The following is a 21,206-nucleotide window of genomic DNA, read 5'->3' as shown; positions in this document are numbered from 1 at the left end:
TCGCGGGCTCTGGCGGTGCTGCGGGGGACGGGGACGATGGCGTCGGTGGACCTGTCCGCCGAGGCGGTGGCGGAGCGGCTGGCCGGGTTCCCCGGCGTTGGTGTCGCGGCGGTGAACGGCCCGTCGACGGTGGTGGTGTCGGGGCCGCCGCAGCCGGTGGCCGATCTGGTGGAGTCCTGCCAGGCCGAGGGAATCCGGGCGCGGTTGATTCCGGTGGACTACGCGTCGCACTCGCCGGCGGTGCAGGAGGTCGCCGAGCAGTTGCGTGCCGACCTGGCCGACGTCGCTCCGCAGCCCGGTCACACCCGTCTGGTGTCGACGTTGACCGGTGACTGGGTGGACCCGACGTCGATGACCGCCGACTACTGGTACGACAACCTGCGGCAGACGGTCCAGTTCGACGCGGCCGTGCGGGTCGCGATCGGCGCCGGGCACGGCACGTTCGTGGAGATCTCCCCGCACCCCGTGCTGACCATGCCGATCACCGCGATCCTGGACGACACCGGCACGGCCGGGTGCACGCTGGGTAGCCTGCGTCGGGGTGACGACGACCCGACCCGGCTGCTGACCAACCTGTCCACCGCGCACGCGATCGGCCTGCCCGTCGACCTGACGGCGGTGCTCGCCGAGACGGACGTGACGGCGCTGCCCACGTACGCGTTCGACCACCAGCGGTTGTGGCTGGACGGCAGCGGCGGCCCCGACCTGGAGAGCCTGCTCCAGGGGGCGGCCGACCCGGGCGACGCCAGCTTCTGGGCGGCCGTGGAACGCGGGGACCTGACCGCGCTCGCCGAGACCGTCGCCACGGAGGACACCCTCCCGGACGAGGCCCTCGACGCGCTGCGTCCCGCACTGCCCCTGCTCACCTCGTGGCGGCGGAAGCGCCGCCGCCAGTCCGACATCGACAGCTGGCGCTACCAGGACACCTGGAAGCCGCTGACCGGCGTGCACAAGCGGGGCATGGCGGGCACCTGGATCGTGGTGCTGCCGACCGGCGACATCGTGGAGCCGTGGCAGGACGCCTGCGTCGAGGCGTTCGCGGACGCCGGGGCAACCCTGGTCCCCGTCCCGGTCTCCACCGCCGACGCCGGCCGCGACCTGCTCGCCAAGCTGGTGCGGGAGGCGCTCGCCGCCGTGCCCGGGCAGGGCGACGGGACGGTCGACGTCGCCGGCGTGGTGTCGCTGCTCGCCTTCGACGAGCTGGCCCACCCGCTGCACCCGTCCGTGCCGGGCGGCTTCGCGGCCACCGTCGCGCTCTTCCAGGCCCTCGGCGACATCGGCCTGCGCGCGCCCATGTGGAGCGTCACCTCCGGCGCGGCCTCGGTCGGCCTGACCGACCTGCTGCGCTCCCCGGTCCAGTCGCTGGTCTGGGGCTTCGGTCGGGTCGCCGCGCTCGAACACCCGCAGCGTTGGGGCGGCCTCGTGGACCTGCCCGAGGCCGTGGACGAGCACAGCGCGGGCCTGCTCGTCGCGGCCCTCACCGCCGCCGGCGAGGAGGACCAGATCGCGGTACGCCCCGGCGGCCTGCTGGCCCGCCGGCTCACCCGGGTCCCGCTCGGCGACAGCCAGCCGGCCAACCCGTGGAAGCCGTCCGGCACGGCGCTGGTTACCGGCGGCACCGGCGCGTTGGGCGGGCACGCCGCCCGGTGGCTGGCCCGCTGCGGCGCACGGAACATCGTCGTCGTCAGCCGGCGGGGCATGGCCGCCCCCGGCGCGCAGCAACTCGTCGACGACATCACCGGGCTGGGCGTTCAGGTCACCGTGGCCGAGTGCGACGCCTCGGACCGGGACGCGCTCGCCGCGCTGATCGAGGCGATCCCGGCGGAGCACCCGCTCACCACGGTCGTGCACGCTTCCGCCGTACTCGACGACGCCATGATCAACGACATCCGGCTGGAGCAGATCGAACGGGTGCTCCAGGCCAAGGTCGACGTCGCGTACAACCTGCACGAGCTGACGCTGGACCTGGACCTGTCCGCCTTCATCATGTTCTCCTCCTTCGCCGGCAGCGTGGCCAGCTCGGGCGTCGGCAACTACGCGCCGAGCAACGCGTTCCTCGACGCGCTCGCCCAGCACCGACGCGGCCTCGGGCTGCCCGGCACCTCCGTCGCGTGGGGCGCCTGGGCCGGCGGCGGCATGGCCGAGGGCCCGTTCGGTGAGCTGCTGCACCGCCACGGCGTACCGGAGATGGCCCCCGAGGCGGCGATCGCCGCCCTGCACCAGGCCGTGGACCACGGCGAGGCGTTCCTCACCATCGCCGACATCGCCTGGGAACGGTTCTCCGTGGCCTTCACCGCCACCCGACCCGGTGCGCTGATCAGCGACCTGCCGGACGTGCGCCGGCTGCAGACGGCCGAGCGGACCGCCACCCTGGAGGCCGCCGGCAGCCCCGACTCGTTGCAGGATCACCTCGCCGGGCTCCCCGCGGCCGACCGGCTCGCCGTGCTGCTCGCCCTCGTTCGCAGCCAGGTCGCCGCCGTGCTGAACTACCCGTCCGCCGAGTCGGTGGACGAGCACCGGGCGTTCCGGGAGCTGGGCTTCGACTCCGTCACCGCGGTCGAGCTGCGCAACCGGCTCGGCACGGCCACCGGCGTGGGCCTGCCCGTCACCCTGGTGTTCGACTACCCGACGCCGACGACCCTGGCCGAGTACCTGTTCGCCGAGGTCGCCCAGGACGACGTGGTCACCCCCACCGCTCTGCTCGACGACCTCGACCGGATCGCCGACAGTCTCGACGTGGTGGCGCGGGACGAGGCGGCGCGGGTGCGGGCCACCGTGCGCCTCCAGGCGATGCTCTCCCGGATCGGCCAGGAGAGCGGTGGCAGCGACATCGGCCGGCACCTTGACGACGCCACCGACGACGAACTGTTCGCCATGGTGGACAAGGACCTCGGCATCTCCTGACCCCAGCTCCGGCTCCCCTTCGTCCCTGCTCAGGAAGCGGCACTCCGATGGCCAATGAAGACAAGCTCCGCGACTACCTCAAGCGGGTCATGGCTGATCTCCACGACACCCGCCGCCGGCTCAGTGAGGTGCAGTCCCAGGAACTGGAGCCGGTGGCGATCGTGGCGATGAGCTGCCGCCTGCCCGGCGGGGTGCGCAACCCCGACGACCTGTGGGAGTTGCTGCGGGACGGCCGGGACGCTGTGGCGCCCTTCCCCGAGGACCGGGGCTGGAACCTGGAGCGGCTCTACCACCCCGACCCCGACCACCCGGGCACCTCGTACGCCCGTGAGGGCGGGTTCGTCGACGGCGCTGGGGACTTCGACGCCGCCTTCTTCGGCATCTCGCCCCGCGAGGCGCTCGCCATGGACCCCCAGCAGCGGCTGCTGCTGGAGACCTCCTGGGAGGCGGTTGAGGCCGCCGGCATCGACCCGGCCTCCCTGCGCGGCAGCCGGACCGGGGTGTTCGTCGGCACCAACGGGCAGGACTACGCCACCCTGCTGATGATGTCGCCGGACGGCGACGAGGGACACTCGATGACCGGGGGCGCGGCGGCCGTCGCGTCCGGTCGCGTGTCGTACACGCTCGGGCTGGAGGGGCCGGCGGTGTCGATCGACACGGCCTGCTCCTCGTCCCTGGTGGCCCTGCACCTCGCCGTGCAGGCGCTGCGGGCGGGGGAGTGTGACCTGGCCCTGGCCGGCGGCGTGACCGTGATGGCCACCCCGGGCCTGTACGTCGGGTCGAGCCGGCAGCGGGCCCTCTCCCCGGACGGCCGGTGCAAGTCCTTCGCCGCCGCCGCCGACGGTGCCGGGTTCTCCGAGGGTGTCGGCTGGCTGCTGGTCGAGCGGCTGTCCGACGCCCGCCGTAACGGCCACCGGATCCTCGCCGTGGTACGCGGCTCCGCCGTGAACCAGGACGGCGCCTCCAACGGCCTGAGCGCCCCGAACGGCCCCGCCCAGCAGCGGGTGATCAGCCAGGCACTCACGAGCGCCCGGCTGTCCACGGCCGACGTCGACGTGGTGGAGGCGCACGGCACCGGCACCACGCTCGGGGATCCGATCGAGGCGCAGGCGCTGCTGGCCACGTACGGGCAGGACCGGGAGGACGCCGCGCCGCTGCTCCTCGGCTCGTTGAAGTCCAACATCGGGCACGCGCAGGCCGCCGCGGGCGTGGCCAGCGTGATCAAGATGGTGCTGGCGATGCGGCACGGGGTCGTGCCGGCGACGCTGCACGTGGACGAGCCGTCGCCGCACGTCGACTGGTCGGCGGGCGCCATCGAGCTGACGACCGAGGCGCGGCCGTGGCCTGAGACGGGCCGGGTGCGCCGGGCAGCCGTCTCCTCGTTCGGCATCTCCGGCACCAACGCCCACGTCATCATCGAGCAGCCGAACGAGCCGGAAACGGCCGCGGCCCAGCCCGATCCGGCTCCCGGCCTGATCGCCTCGGACGTGACCGTCTGGCCGGTGTCGGCGCGGTCGAAGGCGGCGCTGGCGGGTCAGGCGGCTCGGCTCGCCGCGCATGTCCGCGAGCACGGCGATGTCGATGTGGCGGCGGTCGGCTGGTCGCTGGTCACGAGCCGGTCGACGTTGGACCAGCGGGCGGTGGTGGTCGGTGCGGGTGCGGAGGAGTTGTTGGCCGGGCTGGACGCGCTGGCTGCCGGGTCTCCGGCGGGCAACGTCGTCTCCGGTACGGCGGTCGGTTCCGGTGCGGGTCCGGTGTTCGTGTTCCCGGGTCAGGGGGCGCAGTCGGCGCGGATGGCGGCCGGTCTGGTGGGTCGTGCGCCGGTGTTCGACGCGAGGCTCGCGGAGTGCCAGCGCGCGCTCGCGCCCTACCTCGATGTCGACTTGGTGTCGGTGTTGACGGGTGACGACGAGTCGTGGTTGGAGCGGGTCGAGGTCGTGCAGCCGGTGCTGTGGGCGGTGGGTATGGCCCTGGCCGCCGTCTGGCGCGCGGCCGGTGTGGTCCCGGACGTGGCGATCGGTCACTCGCAGGGTGAGATCGGCGCGGCCTGCGTGGCGGGCATCCTGTCCCTCGAGGACGCCGCCAAGACGGTGGCGTTGCGGTCGCGGGCTCTGGCGGTGCTGCGGGGGACGGGGACGATGGCGTCGGTGGATCTGTCCGCCGAGGCGGTGGCGGAGCGGCTGGCCGGGTTCCCCGGTGTTGGCGTCGCGGCGGTGAACGGCCCGTCGACGGTGGTGGTGTCGGGGCCGCCGCAGCCGGTGGCGGACCTGGTGGAGGCGTGTCAGGCCGAGGGTGTGCGGGCGCGGTTGATTCCGGTGGACTACGCGTCGCATTCTCCGGCGGTGCAGGAGGTCGCTGAGCAGTTGCGTGCCGACCTGGCCGACGTCGCCCCGCAGGCGGGTCACATCCGTCTGGTGTCGACGTTGACCGGCGACTGGGTGCGGCCGGAGAGCATGACGGCGGACTACTGGTACGAGAACCTGCGGCGGACGGTGCGGTTCGACGCTGCTGTGCGGGTGGCGGTCGCGGCGGGTCACACGACGTTCGTGGAGATCAGCCCGCATCCGGTGTTGACGATGCCGGTGACGGCGATCCTGGACGACACCGACACCGCCGGGCACACGCTGGGCAGCCTGCGTCGGGGTGACGACGATCCGACGCGGTTGCTGACCAACCTGGCCACCGCGCACGCGATCGGCCTGCCCGTCGACCTGACGAAGGTCCTGGCGAGGACGGCGAACGTCGACCTGCCCACGTACGCCTTCGACCACCGCCGGTACTGGCCCGCGCCGCCCGTCTTCCCCAGAGACTCCGCGGCCGCGCCGGACATCGACCAGTGGCGGTACCGGATCACCTGGCCGGCCCTGTCGGACCTGCCGCTCACCCGGCTCACCGGCGCCTGGCTGGTTCCGGTTCCCGCCGGCATGGCGGAGGACCCGCTGGTCGCCGACGTGCTCCACGCGCTCGCGAGCGTCGGCGCGGACGTCGTACCCGTCGAGGTGGACGCGGCCGGCGACGAGCCGGAGCTGGCCGACCGGCTGCGGGCCGTGTTCCCCGCCGGCGACGGGCCCGGAGCCGTGCTCTCGCTGCTCGGGCTGGACGAGCGCGCGCATCCGCAGCACCCCGCGACCTCGCTCGGCGTGACCGGGACCGTCCTGCTGGTGCAGGCGCTCGGCGCGCTCGGCGTCGAGGCGCCGCTGTGGTGCGCGACCCGGCGGGCCGTCACGGTCGGCGCCGGCGACCCGCCGCCGCACCCGGCGGCCGCCGCCGTCTGGGGCCTCGGTCGGGCGGTCGCACTGGAGCACCCCGACCGCTGGGCCGGTCTCGTGGACCTGCCGGACACCCTCGACGCCTTCACCGGTGCGCGGCTCTGCGCGGTGCTCGGCGACACCGGCGGCGAGGACCAGATCGCCGTCCGTGACTCGGGCGTCTTCGTCCGCCGGCTCACCCGGATCACCGACGCCGAGCCGGCCACGTCCACGGACGGGACGGAGGACGACGGCTGGCGGATGCGCGGCACCGTGCTCGTCACCGGCGGCACCGGCGGACTCGGCGGGCACATGGCCCGCTGGGCGGCCCGCGCGGGCGCGCAGCACGTCCTGCTGGCCAGCCGGCGCGGTCCGGACGCGCCGGGCGCCGCCGAACTGGAGGCGGAGCTGACCGGGCTCGGCGTACGGGTCACGGTGGCCCGCTGCGACGTCACCGACCGCGACCAGGTCGCCGGCCTGCTGGCCGCCGCGCCCGCCGATGCCCCGGTGACCGCCGTGCTGCACACCGCCGCCGTGCTCGACGACAGCATCGTGGACACGGTGACCCCGCAGCGCCTGCACACCGTCGCCGCACCCAAGTGCGCCGCCGCCGTCCACCTGGACGAGCTGACCCGCGACCTCGACCTGGACGCGTTCGTGCTGTTCTCCTCGGTCGCCGGCACCACCGGTAACGCCGGGCAGGGCGCGTACGGGGCGGCGAACGCCTTCCTCGACGCCCTCGCCGAGCGGCGTCGGGCCGAGGGCCTGCCGGCACTCTCCGTCGCCTGGGGCGCCTGGAGCGGCGCGGGCCTGCCCGCCGACAACGAGCGGGCGCAGCAGCGGCTGCGTCGGGGCGGCATGGTCGGCATGGATCCGGAGCTGGCCGTCGAGGCGCTCGCGCGGGCGCTGCGTCGCGGCGACGCCACCACCCTGATCGCCGACATCGACTGGCCCCGGTTCGCCCCCGCGTTCGCCCTGGTCCGGCGCAGCCCGCTGATCGGCGATCTGCCCGAGGTGCGTGAGGCGGCCCGGCAGTTCGCGCAGCAGACCGCCGAGGAGGAGACGGAGGTATCGTCGGCGCTGGCCCGGCGGCTCGGCGGGCTGTCCCCGGCGGAGCGCACCGAGGCGCTGCTGGAACTGGTCCGTCAGTGCGCGGCGACCGCCCTCGGCTACGGCTCGCCGGACGACGTGCCGGCCACCCGGCCGTTCCGGGACCTGGGCCTGGACTCGCTGACCGCGGTGGACATGCGAAACCTGCTCGCCACCGCCACCGACCTGCGGCTGCCCACGACGCTCGCCTTCGACTACCCCAACCCGACGGCTCTCGCCGGGCACCTCGACGAGCTGCTCACCGGCGTCGCGCCGGCCGCGTCCGCCCCGGCCCCGGCCGCCACCCGAGCCGACGACGAACCGATCGCCATCGTGTCGATGAGCTGTCGCTTCCCCGGCGGGGCGGACAACCCGGAGCTGCTGTGGCAGCTGCTCGCCGCGGGCGGGGACGCGATCGGCGAGTTCCCCACCGACCGGGGCTGGGAGCTCGACCGGCTCTTCGACCCCGACCCCGAGCACGAGGGCACCAGCTACGCCCGGGAGGGCGCGTTCGTCACCGGGGTCGCCGACTTCGACGCCGGGTTCTTCGGCATCAGCCCCCGGGAGGCCCTGGCCATGGACCCGCAGCAGCGGCTGCTGCTGGAGGCGTCCTGGGAGGCGATCGAGCGGGCCGGGATCGACCCGCAGGCGCTGCGCGGCAGCCCCACGGGCGTCTTCGTCGGCACCAACTACCAGGACTACCGCAACCTGATGTTCAGCGCCGAGGGTGCCGAGGGGCACCTGATGACCGGCAACGCCGCCAGCGTTCTCTCCGGCCGGGTGTCGTACACCCTCGGCCTGGAGGGGCCCGCCGTCTCGGTGGACACCGCCTGCTCCTCGTCGCTGGTCGCGCTGCACTGGGCCTGCCAGGCGCTGCGCCAGGCGGAGTGCTCCCTCGCCCTGGTCGGCGGGGTCACCGTGATGGCCACCCCCGGGGTGTTCGTGGGCTTCAGCCGGCAGCGGGGCCTGGCCCCGGACAGCCGGGTGAAGGCCTTCGCCTCCGCCGCCGACGGCACGAGCTGGGGCGAGGGCCTCGGCGTGCTGCTGGTCGAGCGGCTGAGCGACGCCCGCCGAAACGGCCACCGGGTCCTCGCGGTGATCCGGGGCAGCGCCGTCAACCAGGACGGCGCCAGCAACGGCCTGACGGCCCCGAACGGTCCGTCGCAGCAGCGGGTGATCCGGCAGGCCCTGGCCAACGCCGGCCTCGCCGCCACCGACGTGGACGCCGTGGAGGCGCACGGCACCGGCACCCGGCTGGGCGACCCGATCGAGGCGCAGGCGCTGCTCGCCACGTACGGGCAGGACCGGCCGGCGGACCAGCCACTCTGGCTCGGGTCGATCAAGTCCAACATCGGCCACACGCAGGCCGCCGCCGGCGTCGCGGGCATCATCAAGATGGTGCTGGCCCTCCAGCACGAGTACCTGCCGCGGACCCTGCACGTGGACGAGCCGACCAACCAGGTGGACTGGAACGTCGGCGCCGTCGAACTGCTCACCGAGGGCCGGCCCTGGCCGGTGACCGACCACCCGCGCCGCGCCGCCGTCTCCTCGTTCGGGATCAGCGGCACCAACGCGCACGTCATCCTGGAGCAGGCCCTGGAGTCCCCCGAGCCGGTCTCGCCGGCGGGCGAGGACGGCCGGCTGCCGGTCGTGCCGGTGCTGCTGTCGGCGCGTAGCGCGTCCGCGCTGGCCGTCCAGGCCGCCCCGTGGGCCGACCGGCTCACCGGGCCGCAGGCCCCGTCGACGGTCGACGTCGGCTGGTCGTCGGTGGTGTCCCGGGCCGCCCTGGAGCACCGGGCCGTCGTCCTGGCCACCGACCCGGACACCCTGCGCGACGGGCTGCGTGCTCTCGGCTCCGGCGACGACTCGCCGCTGCTGGTCACCGGCGCCGTGGCGTCCCGGCCGAAGGTGGCGTACCTGTTCTCCGGGCAGGGTGCGCAGCGGGCCGGTATGGGCCGCGAGCTGGCCGAGGCGTACCCCGTCTTCGCCGCCGCGCTCGACGAGGTCTGCGCCGCCGTCGACCCGCACCTGCCCCGCCCGCTGAAGCCGGTGCTCTTCGCCGACCCCGGTACCCCCGACGCGGAGCTGCTGGACCGCACCGAGTTCACCCAGCCGGCGCTGTTCGCCGTCGAGGTGGCCCTGTACCGGCTCCTCCAGGCGTGGGGCGTACGCCCCGCCGCCGTCGCCGGGCACTCCATCGGCGAGTTCGCCGCCGCCCACGCCGCCGGCGTGCTGTCCCTGGCCGACGCCGCCGAGCTGGTCGCCGCCCGGGGCCGGCTGATGCAGGCGCTGCCGGACGGCGGGACGATGCTCGCCATCGCCGCCGCCGAGGACGAGGTGGCCGCCTCGCTCGGCGACCGCGTCGACCGGGTCTCCGTCGCCGCCGTCAACGGCCCGACCGCCGTGGTGGTCTCCGGGGCCGGCGACGCCGTCGAGGAGCTGGCCGCCGAGTGGTCCGCCCGAGGCGTACGGGTCAAGCGGCTGACGGTCAGCCACGCGTTCCACAGTCCGCTGATGGACCCGGTGCTCGACGACTTCGCCGCCGTCGCCGCCCGGCTGCGCTACCAGGCCCCGACCGTTCCGATGGTCTCCACGGTCACCGGGGCGCCGGTCGACGCGGCGCGGATCGGCACCCCGGCGTACTGGGTCCGGCACGCCCGCGACGCGGTGCGCTTCGCCGACGCCGTCGCGGCGCTGCGGGAGCAGGGCGTCACCGCGTACGTCGAAGTCGGCCCGGACGGGGTGCTCACCGCCCTCGCCCAGGCCGTCCTCGCCGACGGCGGCCGGGCCCCGCTGGTGGTGCCCACCCTGCGCAGGGACCGCCCCGAGCCGGCCACCCTGATGCGGGCCGTCGCCGCGCTGCACACCCACGGCGTCTCCCCGGACTGGACCGCCGTGTACGCCGGCACCGGGGCCCGGCGCGTCGACCTGCCCACGTACCTCTTCGAGCGGCAGCGCTACTGGCCGGAGCCGCCCCGGTGGAACACGGCGGACGCCCCCGACGAGGCCACCGCGGTCGAGCGCCGGTTCTGGGCGGCGGTGGAGGCCGAGGACTTCGACACCCTCGTCCGCGAGTTGGACGTGCACCGCGACCAGCCGTTCGGGGCGGTGCTGCCGGCGCTGTCCGCGTGGCGGCGGCGCGGCCGGGAACGTTCCCTGGTGGACGGCAGCCGGTACCGGGTGGTGTGGGAGCCGGTGGCCGAGCCGCCCGCGCCGGAGGTCACCGGCCGCTGGCTGGTGCTGCTGCCCGCCGACCGGGCCGACGACCTCGCCCTGGAGTCGTGCACCTGGAGCCTCGGCGCGGACGTCACGTCGGTACCGGTGGACACCGCCCTCGACCCCGACGACCTGGCCGCGCGGCTGGCCGAGGTGGTCGCCGAGGCGGCCGGCGACGGGCCGCTGTCGATCCTGTCCTTCCTCGGCCTGGACGAAGCCCCGCACGCCGAGTACCCGGCGCTGCCGCGGGGGCTTGCCGCCACCGTGCGGCTGCTCCAGGAGCTGGCCGACACCGACGCCCCGGCCCGGCTGTGGTGCGTCACCCAGGCCGCGGTCGGCGTCGGCGACGAGGCCCCGGAGAACCCCCGGCAGGCCATGCTGTGGGGGCTGGGCCGGGTCGCCGCCCTGGAGCAGACCGGCCGCTGGGCCGGGCTGGTCGACCTGCCTACCAGCATCGACAGCTGGACTGCGGCCCGCCTCGGGGCCGTGCTCACCGGTGGCGGCGCGGAGGACCAGTTCGCCGTCCGTGAGTCCGGCGTGTTCGTCCGCCGGCTCGCTCCGGCGGTCACCGCCGCCGAGCCCGCGCCGTGGCGGCCCTGCGGCACCGTGCTGATCACCGGCGGTACCGGGGCGCTGGGCGGGCACGTCGCCCGCTGGGTGGCCGGCGCGGGCGCCGAGCGGATCGTGCTGACCAGCCGGCGTGGCGCGGACACCCCCGGCGCCGCCGAGCTGCTGGCCGAGCTGGACGCCCTCGGCGTCGAGTGCCGGGTGGCCCGGTGCGACGCCGCCGACCGCGCCGCGATGACCGGCCTGCTGGCCGAGCTGCGCCGGGAGGGCCCGCCGCTGCGCGCGGTGGTGCACGCCGCCGGCGTCAGCGAGGTGGTGCCGCTGGCCGACAGCACGCTGGAGGACCTGGCGTACGTCATCGCCCCGAAGCTGGCCGGCGCCGAGCTGCTCGACGAGCTGCTCGACGGCGTCGAGCTGGACGCGTTCGTGCTGTTCTCGTCCATCGCGGCCGTGTGGGGCAGCGGCGGCCAGGGCGCCTACGCGGCCGGCAACGCCTACCTGGACGCGCTCGCCGAGCGGCGGCGCGCCCGGGGCCTGCCGGCCACCTCCGTGGCCTGGGGGCCGTGGACCGAGTCGGGCATGTTCACCGACGGCGCGCCGGAGCAGCTGCGCCGCCGGGGCCTGCGGGTGATGCCGCCCGGCGTGGCGATGGCCGGGCTGCGGCACGCCCTGGCCGTCGGGGACACCTGCGTGACCGTCGCCGACGTCGACTGGGCCACGTTCCACCCGCTGTTCACCGCGCTGCGGCCCAGTCCGCTGCTGGCCGGCCTGCCGGCCGTACGGGCGCTGGCCGCCGCCCCCGCCGCCGCGCCCGACCCGGCCGCGCCGGTCCACCGGGACCTGCTGGCGGAGCTGCGCGGGCTCCCGGCCGAGGAGCGGCGCGCCGCACTGCTGGACATGGTGCGGGTGGACGCGGCCAAGGTGCTCGGCCACCAGTCCGGGGACGCGATCGACACCGACCGGGGCTTCCTCGACCTCGGCTTCGACTCGCTCACCGCCGTGGAGCTGCGCAACCTGCTCACCGCGGCGACCGGGCACGAGCTGCCCACCACGGTCGTCTTCGACTACCCGACCCCGGCCGGCCTGGCCGACCACCTGTACGAGGAACTGTTCCCCGACGCCGGGGCGGACGCCGGCGACGGCGGCGACGAGGAGTCGGTGCGCCGGGTCCTCGCCGCGATCCCGCTGGACCAGCTGCGCCAGGCCGGCCTGCTCGACCAGCTCCTCCGGCTGGCCCCCACGGTCACCGGCTCGGCCCCGGCCGTCCCGGTGGCCGCCGTCGCGGCCGCGCCCGAGGACGAGATCCGCGAACTCGACGTCGCCGGCCTGGTCCGGATGGCCCTGGAAGGCACCGACTCGTGACCCGGCTGGCCGCAAGGAGCCCCCGATGAGCGTCTCTCTGGACGAGGTCGTCAGCGCGCTGCGCGCGTCCCTGCTGGACAACCAGAAGCTCAAGCAGCAGAACCAGCAGCTCACCGCCGCGCTGAGCGAACCCGTCGCGATCATCGGGATGAGCTGCCGCTTTCCCGGCGGCGTCTCCTCCCCGGAGCAGCTGTGGGACCTGGTCGCGGCGGGCACCGACGCGATGTCGGCGTTCCCCGACGACCGGGGCTGGGACCTCGACGCGCTCTACGACACCGACCCGGACAGCCGGGGCACCTCGTACGTGCGGGAGGGCGGCTTCCTGCACGAGGCGGGCCACTTCGACCCGGCGTTCTTCGGCATCAGCCCCCGCGAGGCCCTCGCCATGGACCCCCAGCAGCGGCTGCTGCTGGAGTCGGCGTGGGAGGCGTTCGAGCGGGCCGGGATCGACCCGACGGCGCTGCGCGGGGCACCCACCGGTGTGTACGCGTCGATCAGCAGCCAGGGCGACTACGCGGCCCTGCTGACCGGCGTCGGCGGCGGCGTCGAGGGATACCTGGGCACGGGCAGCGCCGCAGCCGTCGCCAGCGGCCGGATCTCGTACGCCCTCGGCCTGGAGGGGCCGGCGGTCACCGTGGACACCGCCTGCTCGTCGTCGCTGGTCGCGCTGCACCTGGCCTGCCAGGCGCTGCGGCTGGGGGAGTGCACCCTCGCGCTGGCCGGCGGGGTGTCGGTGATGGCCACCCCCACCGTCTTCGTCGAGTTCTCCCGCCAGCGGGGGCTGTCCACGGACGGCCGGTGCAAGGCGTTCGCGGCCGCCGCCGACGGCACCGGCTGGTCCGAGGGCGTGGGCATGCTGCTGCTCGAACGGCTCTCCGACGCCCGCCGCAACGGCCACCGGGTGCTGGCCGTGGTACGCGGCAGCGCCGTCAACCAGGACGGGGCGAGCAGCGGCCTGACCGCGCCGAACGGCCCCTCCCAGCGCCGGGTCATCCGGGCGGCCCTGGCCAACGCCGGGCTGACCGCCGACCAGGTCGACGTGGTCGAGGCGCACGGCACCGGCACCACGCTCGGCGACCCGATCGAGGCGCAGGCGCTGCTGGCCACGTACGGGAAGCAGCGTCCCGCCGACCGTCCCCTGTGGCTCGGCTCGGTCAAGTCGAACATCGGCCACACCCAGGCCGCCGCCGGCGTCGCCGGGATCATCAAGATGGTCCTCGCCATGCGGCACGGCGTGCTGCCGCGCACCCTGCACGTCGACGAGCCCACCCCGCACGTCGACTGGTCGGCCGGGGCGGTCACCCTGCTCACCGAGCCCACGCCGTGGCCCGAGACCGGCCAGCCTCGCCGCGCCGGGATCTCCGCCTTCGGCGTCAGCGGCACCAACGCCCACACCATCATCGAGCAGGCCGCCCCCGAGGACGCCGCGACCGGCCGGCCCGCCGGTACGCCCCCGCCGCCGGCCCCGTGGATCGTCTCGGCCCGCTCCGCGCCGGCCCTCGCCGGGCAGGCCCGCCGGCTACTGGACCACCTGGCCGCCCACCCGGACCTGTCTCCGGCCGACGTGGCGTACTCCCTGGTCACCACCCGGGCGGCGCTGCCGCACCGGGCCGCCGTGACCGGCGCCGACCGCGACGACCTGCTGGCCGGCCTGCGCGCGGTCGCCGAGGACCGCCCTGCGCCCGGGGTGGTGCGCGGCGTGGCCCGTCCCGCGGGCAAGCTCGCCTTCCTCTTCACCGGCCAGGGCGCCCAGCGTCCCGGCATGGGCGCCGAACTGCACCGCCGGTTCCCCGCCTTCGCCGCCGCCTTCGACGAGGTCGCCGCCGAACTCGACCGGCACCTGAGCCGCCCGTTGCGCGAGGTGGTGTTCGCCGCTCCCGGTTCGCCCGAGGCGGCGCTGCTGGACCACACCGAGTTCACCCAGCCGGCGCTGTTCGCGTACGAGGTCGCCGCGTACCGGCTCGTCACCGCGTGGGGGCTGCGCCCGCACCACCTGCTCGGCCACTCGGTCGGCGAGCTGGCCGCCGCGCACGTCGCCGGGGTGCTGTCGCTGGCCGACGCGGCGGCCCTGGTCGCCGCCCGGGGCCGGCTCATGCAGGCCCTGCCCGAGGGCGGGGCGATGCTCGCCGTACGGGCGACCGAGGCCGAGGTCGCCCCGCTGCTCGACGAGCGGGTGTCCCTGGCCGCCGTGAACGGCCCCGCGTCCGTGGTGCTCTCCGGCGACGTCGACGCCGTGCTCGCCGCCGGCGAACGGCTCGCCGCCCAAGGCCGGCGGACCCGCCGGCTGCAGGTCAGCCACGCCTTCCACTCCGCGCGCATGGAGGCCGTGCTGGCCGACTTCCGGGTGGTCGCCGAGAAGGTCACCTGGCACCCGCCCACCCTGCCGGTGGTCTCCGACCGCACCGGCGCCCTGCTCACCGCCGCACAGGCCACCGACCCCGGGTACTGGGTCGACCACGTGCGGGACACCGTGCGCTTCCGTGACGGGATCGTCACGCTCGCCGCCGCCGGGACCGGGACGTTCCTGGAGCTGGGCCCGGACGCCGCGCTCACCGCGCTGGGCCGGGAGTGCCTGCCCGACCTGGACGCCGCCGCCTTCGTGCCGGTGAGCCGCCGGGACCAGGCCGAGGCGGCCGGCCTGCTCGCCGCGCTCGCCGCCGTGGACCTGCGCGGGGCCGGGGTCGACTGGGCGACCCTGTTCGCCGGCACCGACGCCGCCCGGGTCGAGCTGCCCGTCTACGCCTTCCAGCACGAGCGGTACTGGCCCGACCCCATGGAACTCGGCTTCGGCGCCCGGCGGGCGCAGGCCGCCGCGGACGGGAAGTTCTGGGCCGCCGTCGAGGAGGACCAGCCGGCCGCGCTCGCCGCCGTCCTCGGCCTCGACGCCGACCGGCGGGACGCGCTGACCGAGCTACTGCCCGCCCTCGCCGCGTACCGGGGGCGGCAGCGCCGGCGGTCCGAGCTGGACGGCCTGCGGTACCGCACCGGCTGGGTGCGTCTCGACCCGCCGCCCGGCGGTACTCCGCCGACCGGCCCCTGCCTGGTGGTCGCCCGCGCCGGGGATCCGGCCGGGCCGGTGCTGGCCGCGCTCCGAGCCGAGGGCCTGTCGCCGGTACTCGTCACCGTTGGCGACGACCCGGCGGACCTCGCCCTGCCCGCCGGGGACGCCCCGTCGGTGGTGGTCTCGCTGCTCGCGGCGGAAGATCCCGACGGCCTCGTCGGGACCGGCCCGCTGGCCGGCACGGCCGCGCTGGTCCGGGCCCTCGCCGACGTGGGCGGCGTCCGGGTGTGGTGCGTGACCCGGGGGGCGGTCGCCGTGGACGGCGACGACCCCGCGCCGGCCGTCGCCGGGGCGTACGTGTGGGGCCTGGGTCGGGTGCTCGCGCTGGAACAGCCGCGGCTGTGGGGCGGGCTGGTGGACCTGCCGGCCGTCCCCGACGACGGGGCCCTCGCCGCGCTGGCCCGCCTCGTCGCCGCCGGCGGCGCGGAGGACCAGGTGGCGGTCCGCACCGCCGGGGTGTACGCCCGGCGGCTGGAACGCGCTCCGACCGGCCCGGCCGCCGCAGACGAGGACTGGCGGCCCCGGGGCGCGGTGCTGGTCCACGGCGCGGCGGGGGTACGGCAGGCGCACGTGCTGCGCTGGCTGGCCGACCGCGGCGCGACCCACCTCGTCCTCGCCGGCGCGGCGGCGCCCACCGCGCCGGCCGGTGTCCACCTCACGACGGTCGCCGACCCGACCGCGCTGCCGCCGGAGCTGGACCGGCTCGCCGCCGCCGGGACGCCGGTACGCACCGTCATCCACGTCGCCGACTCCGGCGGGACCGGCGAGCCGGTCACCGCCCTCGACCCGACCGGGCTGGCTACCGCCGTCGCCGCCGGCACCGCCGCCGTGGAGCTGCTCGACGCCGCCGTCGCCGACCGGCCGGTCGACGAGTTCGTCGTCTTCTGCTCCACCGCCGCCACCTGGGGCAGCGGCGGGGCCGCCGTCGCCGCCGCCACCGGCGCCGGCCTGGAGGCGCTGGCCGCCCGCCGCCGGTCCGCCGGCCGGCCGGCGACGGTCCTGGCGTGGGTGCCGTGGGCCGACGAGGTCGCCGAGCCGGGGCAGCTGCGCCGCCGGGGCGTCCGGCCGCTCTCCGTCGAGCTGGCCCTGGCCGCCTTGCAACAGGCCGTCGGGCGCGGCGACGACCTGCTCGCCGTGGCGGACGTCGACTGGCCCGTGTTCGTGCCGGCGTTCACCGCGGTGCGCCGCAGCCCGCTGCTGCGCAGCGTGCCGGAGGCCGCCGCCGTCGTCGGCGCGGACGAGCCGGCCGGCGGCGCCGTCGTCGACCCGGCGGGGGCGCTGCGCGACCGGCTGACCGCCGCCTCCGCCGCCGACCGGCACCGGATCCTGCTGGACCTGGTCCGGGCGCAGGTGGCCACGGTGCTCGGGCACGCCTCGCCCGGCGCGATCGAGGCCGACCGGGACTTCCTGGAACTGGGTTTCGACTCGCTGACGGCGTTGGAGCTGCGGGACGCGCTGCGCCAGGAGACGGGGGCGGAGTTGTCCGCCACCCTGCTGTTCGACCACCCCAGCCCGACGGCGTTGGCCCGTCACCTGCTCGGCCAGCTCCTCGGTGCGGACGCGGCCGGCGAAGCGCCGGCCGGCGAGGGCGCGGGCACCCCGGAGGGCGCGGGCGGGATCCTCGGCGGGCTGTTCCGCCAGCCGAAGGCGCGCGCCGACGCCGCCGGGTACGCCGAACTGCTGGTCAAGCTGGCCCAGTTCCGGCCCAGCTTCACCGAGCCGGCGCAGCTCACCCGCCCGGCCGGGATCCTCCGGCTGGCCGAGGGTGGCGCGGGCGCCTCGCTGGTCTGCTGCTGCACGATGTCGCTGCTGTCCGGGGCGCACGAGTACGCCCGGATCGCCGCCGGCTTCCGCGGCCTGCGGGACGTCTGGGCGCTGCCCAACCCCGGCTTCGGAGTGGGCGAGGAGCTGCCCGCCGACCTGGACGCGCTGCTGCGGGTACACGCCGACACCGTGCTGCGGACCGTCGGCGGCGGCCCGTACGTGCTGGCCGGCCACTCCGGCGGTGCGATGGTGGCCAACGTGCTTGCCCGCGAGCTGGAACGCCAGGGCCGGCCGCCGGCCGCGGTGGTGCTGATGGACACCTACCCGGCGAACAGCGAGGTGCTCGGCGGTTGGACGTCGCAGCTGCTCGACGGGATGGTCGAGCGGGACAGCGCGTACACCCCGATGGACGACTACCGGGCCACGGCCTGGGCCGGGTACCTGCCGCTGTTCCTCGACTGGCAGCCCGCCCCGATGGCGTCGGCGACCCTGCTGGTCCGGGCCGGCGAACCGCTGGGGGAGTGGAGCGGGGAGCCCGACGGCTGGCGATCGGTGTGGCCGTACCCGCACGAGGTGGTGGACGCGGCCGGCGACCACTTCACGATGGTCGGCGAGCGGGGCCCGGAGCTGGCGGCCAGCGTGCAGGAGTGGCTGTCCGGGCGGGGCCTCTAGGAGCGGCCCCCGGGCAGCCCCTAACACCCCCTAACTCGACTATCGACATCTGTCGTAGCGGTGACCAGAACGGGAGCATGGCGACGTGGACGAGGCAGTGGTGGTCGAGGAGCTGGTCAAGCAGTACCAGCCCAACATGCCGGCGGCGGTGGACGGGCTGAGCTTCACCGTCGCCGCGGGCGAGGTCTTCGGGCTGCTCGGGCCGAACGGCGCGGGCAAGACCACGACGATCGGTGTGCTGACGACACGGGTGCGGGCCACCTCCGGGCGGGCCACCGTCTGCGGGGCGGACGTCGCGCGCGCGCCGGCCGCGGCCCGGCAGTTGCTGGCGGTCGTGCCGCAGCGGGTTAACCTGGACCGGGCGCTGACCGTCCGGCAGAACCTGCTGTTCCACGCGGCGTACCACCGGGTGCCCCGGGCGCAGCGGGCCAGGCGTGCCGACGAACTGCTGGAGCAGATGGGGCTCAAGGAGTTCGCCAACGCCCGCACGGACTTCCTCTCCGGGGGCCTCGCGCAGCGCACCATGATCGCCCGGGCGCTCATGCACTCGCCCCGCGTGCTGTTCCTCGACGAGCCGTCCAGCGGCCTCGACCCGCAGTCCCGGCTCTTCGTGCACGACCGGGTCGCCGAGCTGAAGCAGGCCGGCGTCACCGTCGTGGTGACCACCCACGACATGGACGAGGCGGAGAAGCTCTGCGACCGGGTCGGCATCGTCGACCACGGCAAGCTGCTCACGCTGGACACCCCCGCCGCGCTGACCCGTACCCTGCCCGGCAGCAGCACGCTGACCCTCGTGGTGACCCCCGGTGCCCCCGCCGAGGAGGTGCGGGCCGCGCTGGGTGCCATCCCCGACGTGGAGCAGGTGGAACACTTCCAGGTGAAGAACCCCGCCCCCGCCGCGGCGCCGACGTTCCCCGGCATGCCGGCGATGCCGTTGCCCGTGCCGGCGGCGGAGGCACCCGCTGATCCGGATGCCCCGCTCTCCTTCCGGGTCTACACCAGCACCCAGCCGGCCAACGCGATTCCGATGGCGATGAAGATCCTCGCCGACCTGGGTTGCGAGGTCCGCGACCTCAACATCGGCCAGCCCAGCCTGGAAGACGTCTTCATCCACCTGACCGGAAGGGAACTTCGGTGAGCGTCACCGCCCCCGCCACCCCGTCCGCGCCGTCGCCGGCCGCGGCGCCGCCGGTGCGCGCGATGGACCAGTTCGCCACGTTCCGCGCGGTGCTCTCGCGGGACCTGTTCGTCACCGGCCGGGAGCTGGTGGGCTTCCTGCTCCAGGTCTTCATCCAGCCGCTGTTCATGCTGCTGATCTTCGGCAAGGTGCTCGGCGACCTGGGGTACGCCAGCGACGACTTCACCAACGTGCTGCTGCCCGGCGTGATCGCGCTGAACGCCTTCCTGATCGGGCTGGAGAACACCGCGCTGCCGATGGTGATGGACTTCTCCTTCACCCGGGAGATCGAGGACCGTCTCCTGTCGCCCATGGCGATCCCGCTGGTGGCCCTGGAGAAGATCGTCTTCGGCGGCATCCGCGGGTTGATCGCCGGCGTGGTGCTGATCCCGGTCGGCATGCTCATGCTCGACGTCACCTGGCCCTGGGCGGTGGTGCTCAAGGTGATCGGGGTGCTGGCAGTCGGCGCGCTGGTGGGCGCGGCGCTGGGCCTGACCTTCGGCACCCTGGTCCCGACGCAGCACATCCAGATCATGTTCACCGTGGTGATGACCCCGCTGATGTTCACCGGCGCGACCCAGTTCCCGCTGCTGGGCCTGGACTCGCTGCGCTGGTACCAGGTGATCTGTTCGCTCAACCCGCTCACCTACGTCAGCGAGGCCACCCGGTCGCTGGTCGGCCCGTCCGGGGTGGAGTCGGTGCCGCTCTGGCTCGACCTGCTCGTTCTCGCCGGGGTGTTCGTGGTGTTCACGGTGATCGGCATCCGCGGTTTCATGCGCCGGGCGATGGACTGACCGGCACGAGGCGGGGCGCCGCCGCCGCGCCCAGCGCCTGCTCGCCTGGCGAGCAGGCGGCGCGCAGATCGGCCAGGACCGCCGGGTCGAGCCTCGTGGCGCTCCCGGCACGGGACAGGTCGAGGCGGCGGCACGCCTCGTCCAACCAGCTCTGCTCGGCCTCCACGCCGATGAACTCCGCCAGCATGGTCAGCTGTGGCACCGGATCGGTCAGCAGTGTTTCGTAGCGCAGTGACATCCGCGACCGGGGCGGAACGTGCGACAGACTTTCCACCCCCTGCTGGATCAGCGAAGACCACAGCCGGCCGAATTCCGGCAACGAAAGGTCGGTGCCCATGATGAAATCCGGGTCCAGTTGCCCCATGAACATCTTGGCGAAATCCGGGGGCAGTAGTCGGAGTTGCCGCGGTGGCAGCGGAATGTATTCGCCGTTGAATTCCTTGGGGGGTGCGCCGGCGAGCCGTGCGGCCTCGATGGCGAGCATGATCATGCGGAAGCCGGCGTGCCGGCTCATCGACAACGCGCAGTCCGGTCCGTCGCGGTACATGTGGATGAATCGTGCGTCCGGAAATGTCGCCCGAAGCTGGCCCACCAGCGGCAGTGAGAGTCCGGAGCGTTCCACGGTCACCGACCGGCCGAATCGGTCGCGGAACCACGCGAACAGTTGCCGGTAGTGCTCGGCCACCGGCCGGCGCGGCCAGCGCCGCACCTCCCCGGCCAGTTCGTCGTGCAGCGCGTCGGGGTCGTTCGTCAACATCGGCAGGGTCATGTGGCAGATCGCCGGTACGCCGGTCTGCGGGCGGAAGCGACCGGAGCCGTAGGGGTAGAGATGCTCCGGGACGCGCAGCCCACTGCCCACCATTCCGTCCAGGTTCGGGTCGGGTTTTGCCAGCAGTTGCCAGAACTGGAGTCCGTTGATCGGCCGCGGCGGGAACGCGCGAAGTCGAACCGTGGCGAAGAATTCACTGAGGCTCGATATCGCGGGATGGGTGTGCAGGATCGTTGACAGGAGTGTGGATCCGCAACGTCCGGTCCCGACGATGAAGGTTAGCGTCATTGCAGCCCCGCTTCCCGCGCAGCCGGTTGGACGACCGACCGGCTCCATTCATTGAAGCTCGCCGTCGGACCTGAACCTACCGACGGCAAGGAGCTAAGTCCAGAGGCGAGGTGAGCCTTCCCGTGTTCATCTGGCCTGGCCAAACCTGGTATCTGTTCGACAAGCGTAAATGAGATCTTTTCGGGTGCGGGGGGCCGTGGGGACGGCCGCGGTGGGGGGGGGGTTTCACCGCGGGGGGGGGGGCCGGGGGGGCCCGAACCCGCCCCCCCGCCGCGGGCCACCCCCCCGCCGGGCA

5 protein-coding genes and 1 pseudogene are annotated in these 21,206 nt (G+C 75.0%); 5 read left to right on the top strand and 1 reads right to left on the bottom strand.

The genetic code is table 11. The features are described 5' to 3' along the window. The 5 genes and pseudogenes from ACGF5C_RS33465 to ACGF5C_RS33445 form a co-directional block, all read left to right on the top strand. The coding region (locus ACGF5C_RS33465; RefSeq protein ID WP_393308216.1) for an SDR family NAD(P)-dependent oxidoreductase at positions 1–2,904 on the top strand (2,904 nt) is incomplete at its 5' end. A gap of 47 nt (positions 2,905–2,951) precedes the next feature. Then, the gene (locus ACGF5C_RS33460; RefSeq protein WP_393308214.1) at positions 2,952–12,386 is read left to right on the top strand and encodes a type I polyketide synthase; all 9,435 of its coding nucleotides are present in this window, start codon (positions 2,952–2,954) and stop codon (positions 12,384–12,386) included. Positions 12,387–12,411: 25 nt separating this feature from the next. Next, positions 12,412–17,883: pseudogene (locus ACGF5C_RS33455) on the top strand (type I polyketide synthase); the annotation flags it as partial. 85 nt (positions 17,884–17,968) lie between these two features. Next, entirely contained in the window at positions 17,969–19,021 is a 1,053-nt protein-coding gene (locus tag ACGF5C_RS33450) for an ABC transporter ATP-binding protein (RefSeq protein ID WP_393308212.1), read from the top strand. Continuing rightward, complete coding sequence (locus ACGF5C_RS33445; protein ID WP_393308210.1) at positions 19,018–19,854, top strand: ABC transporter permease; 837 nt, start codon at positions 19,018–19,020, stop codon at positions 19,852–19,854. The genes ACGF5C_RS33450 and ACGF5C_RS33445 overlap by 4 nt, the downstream gene beginning before the upstream one ends. Here ACGF5C_RS33445 and ACGF5C_RS33440 read toward each other — a convergent pair. Then, positions 19,832–20,911, bottom strand: coding sequence for a hypothetical protein (locus tag ACGF5C_RS33440; protein ID WP_393308208.1), 1,080 nt, complete (start codon positions 20,909–20,911; stop codon positions 19,832–19,834). The two genes, ACGF5C_RS33445 and ACGF5C_RS33440, sit on opposite strands and share 23 nt — an antisense overlap. Between the last annotated feature and the right edge of the window lie 295 nt (positions 20,912–21,206).

Origin of the sequence: Micromonospora sp. NPDC047620 (assembly GCF_043205005.1) — a bacterium.
Lineage (GTDB): Bacteria > Actinomycetota > Actinomycetes > Mycobacteriales > Micromonosporaceae > Micromonospora.
The sequence above is the reverse complement of the archived record's forward strand: the minus strand, read 5'-3'. Positions and strand labels throughout refer to the sequence as shown.

Bases quoted from the DNA above. Each gene is read 5' to 3' on its own strand.
- ACGF5C_RS33460 (WP_393308214.1), top strand. From the start codon at position 2,952: ATGGCCAATGAAGACAAGCTCCGCGACTACCTCAAGCGGGTCATGGCT.
- ACGF5C_RS33440 (WP_393308208.1), bottom strand. From the start codon at position 20,911: ATGACGCTAACCTTCATCGTCGGGACCGGACGTTGCGGATCCACACTC.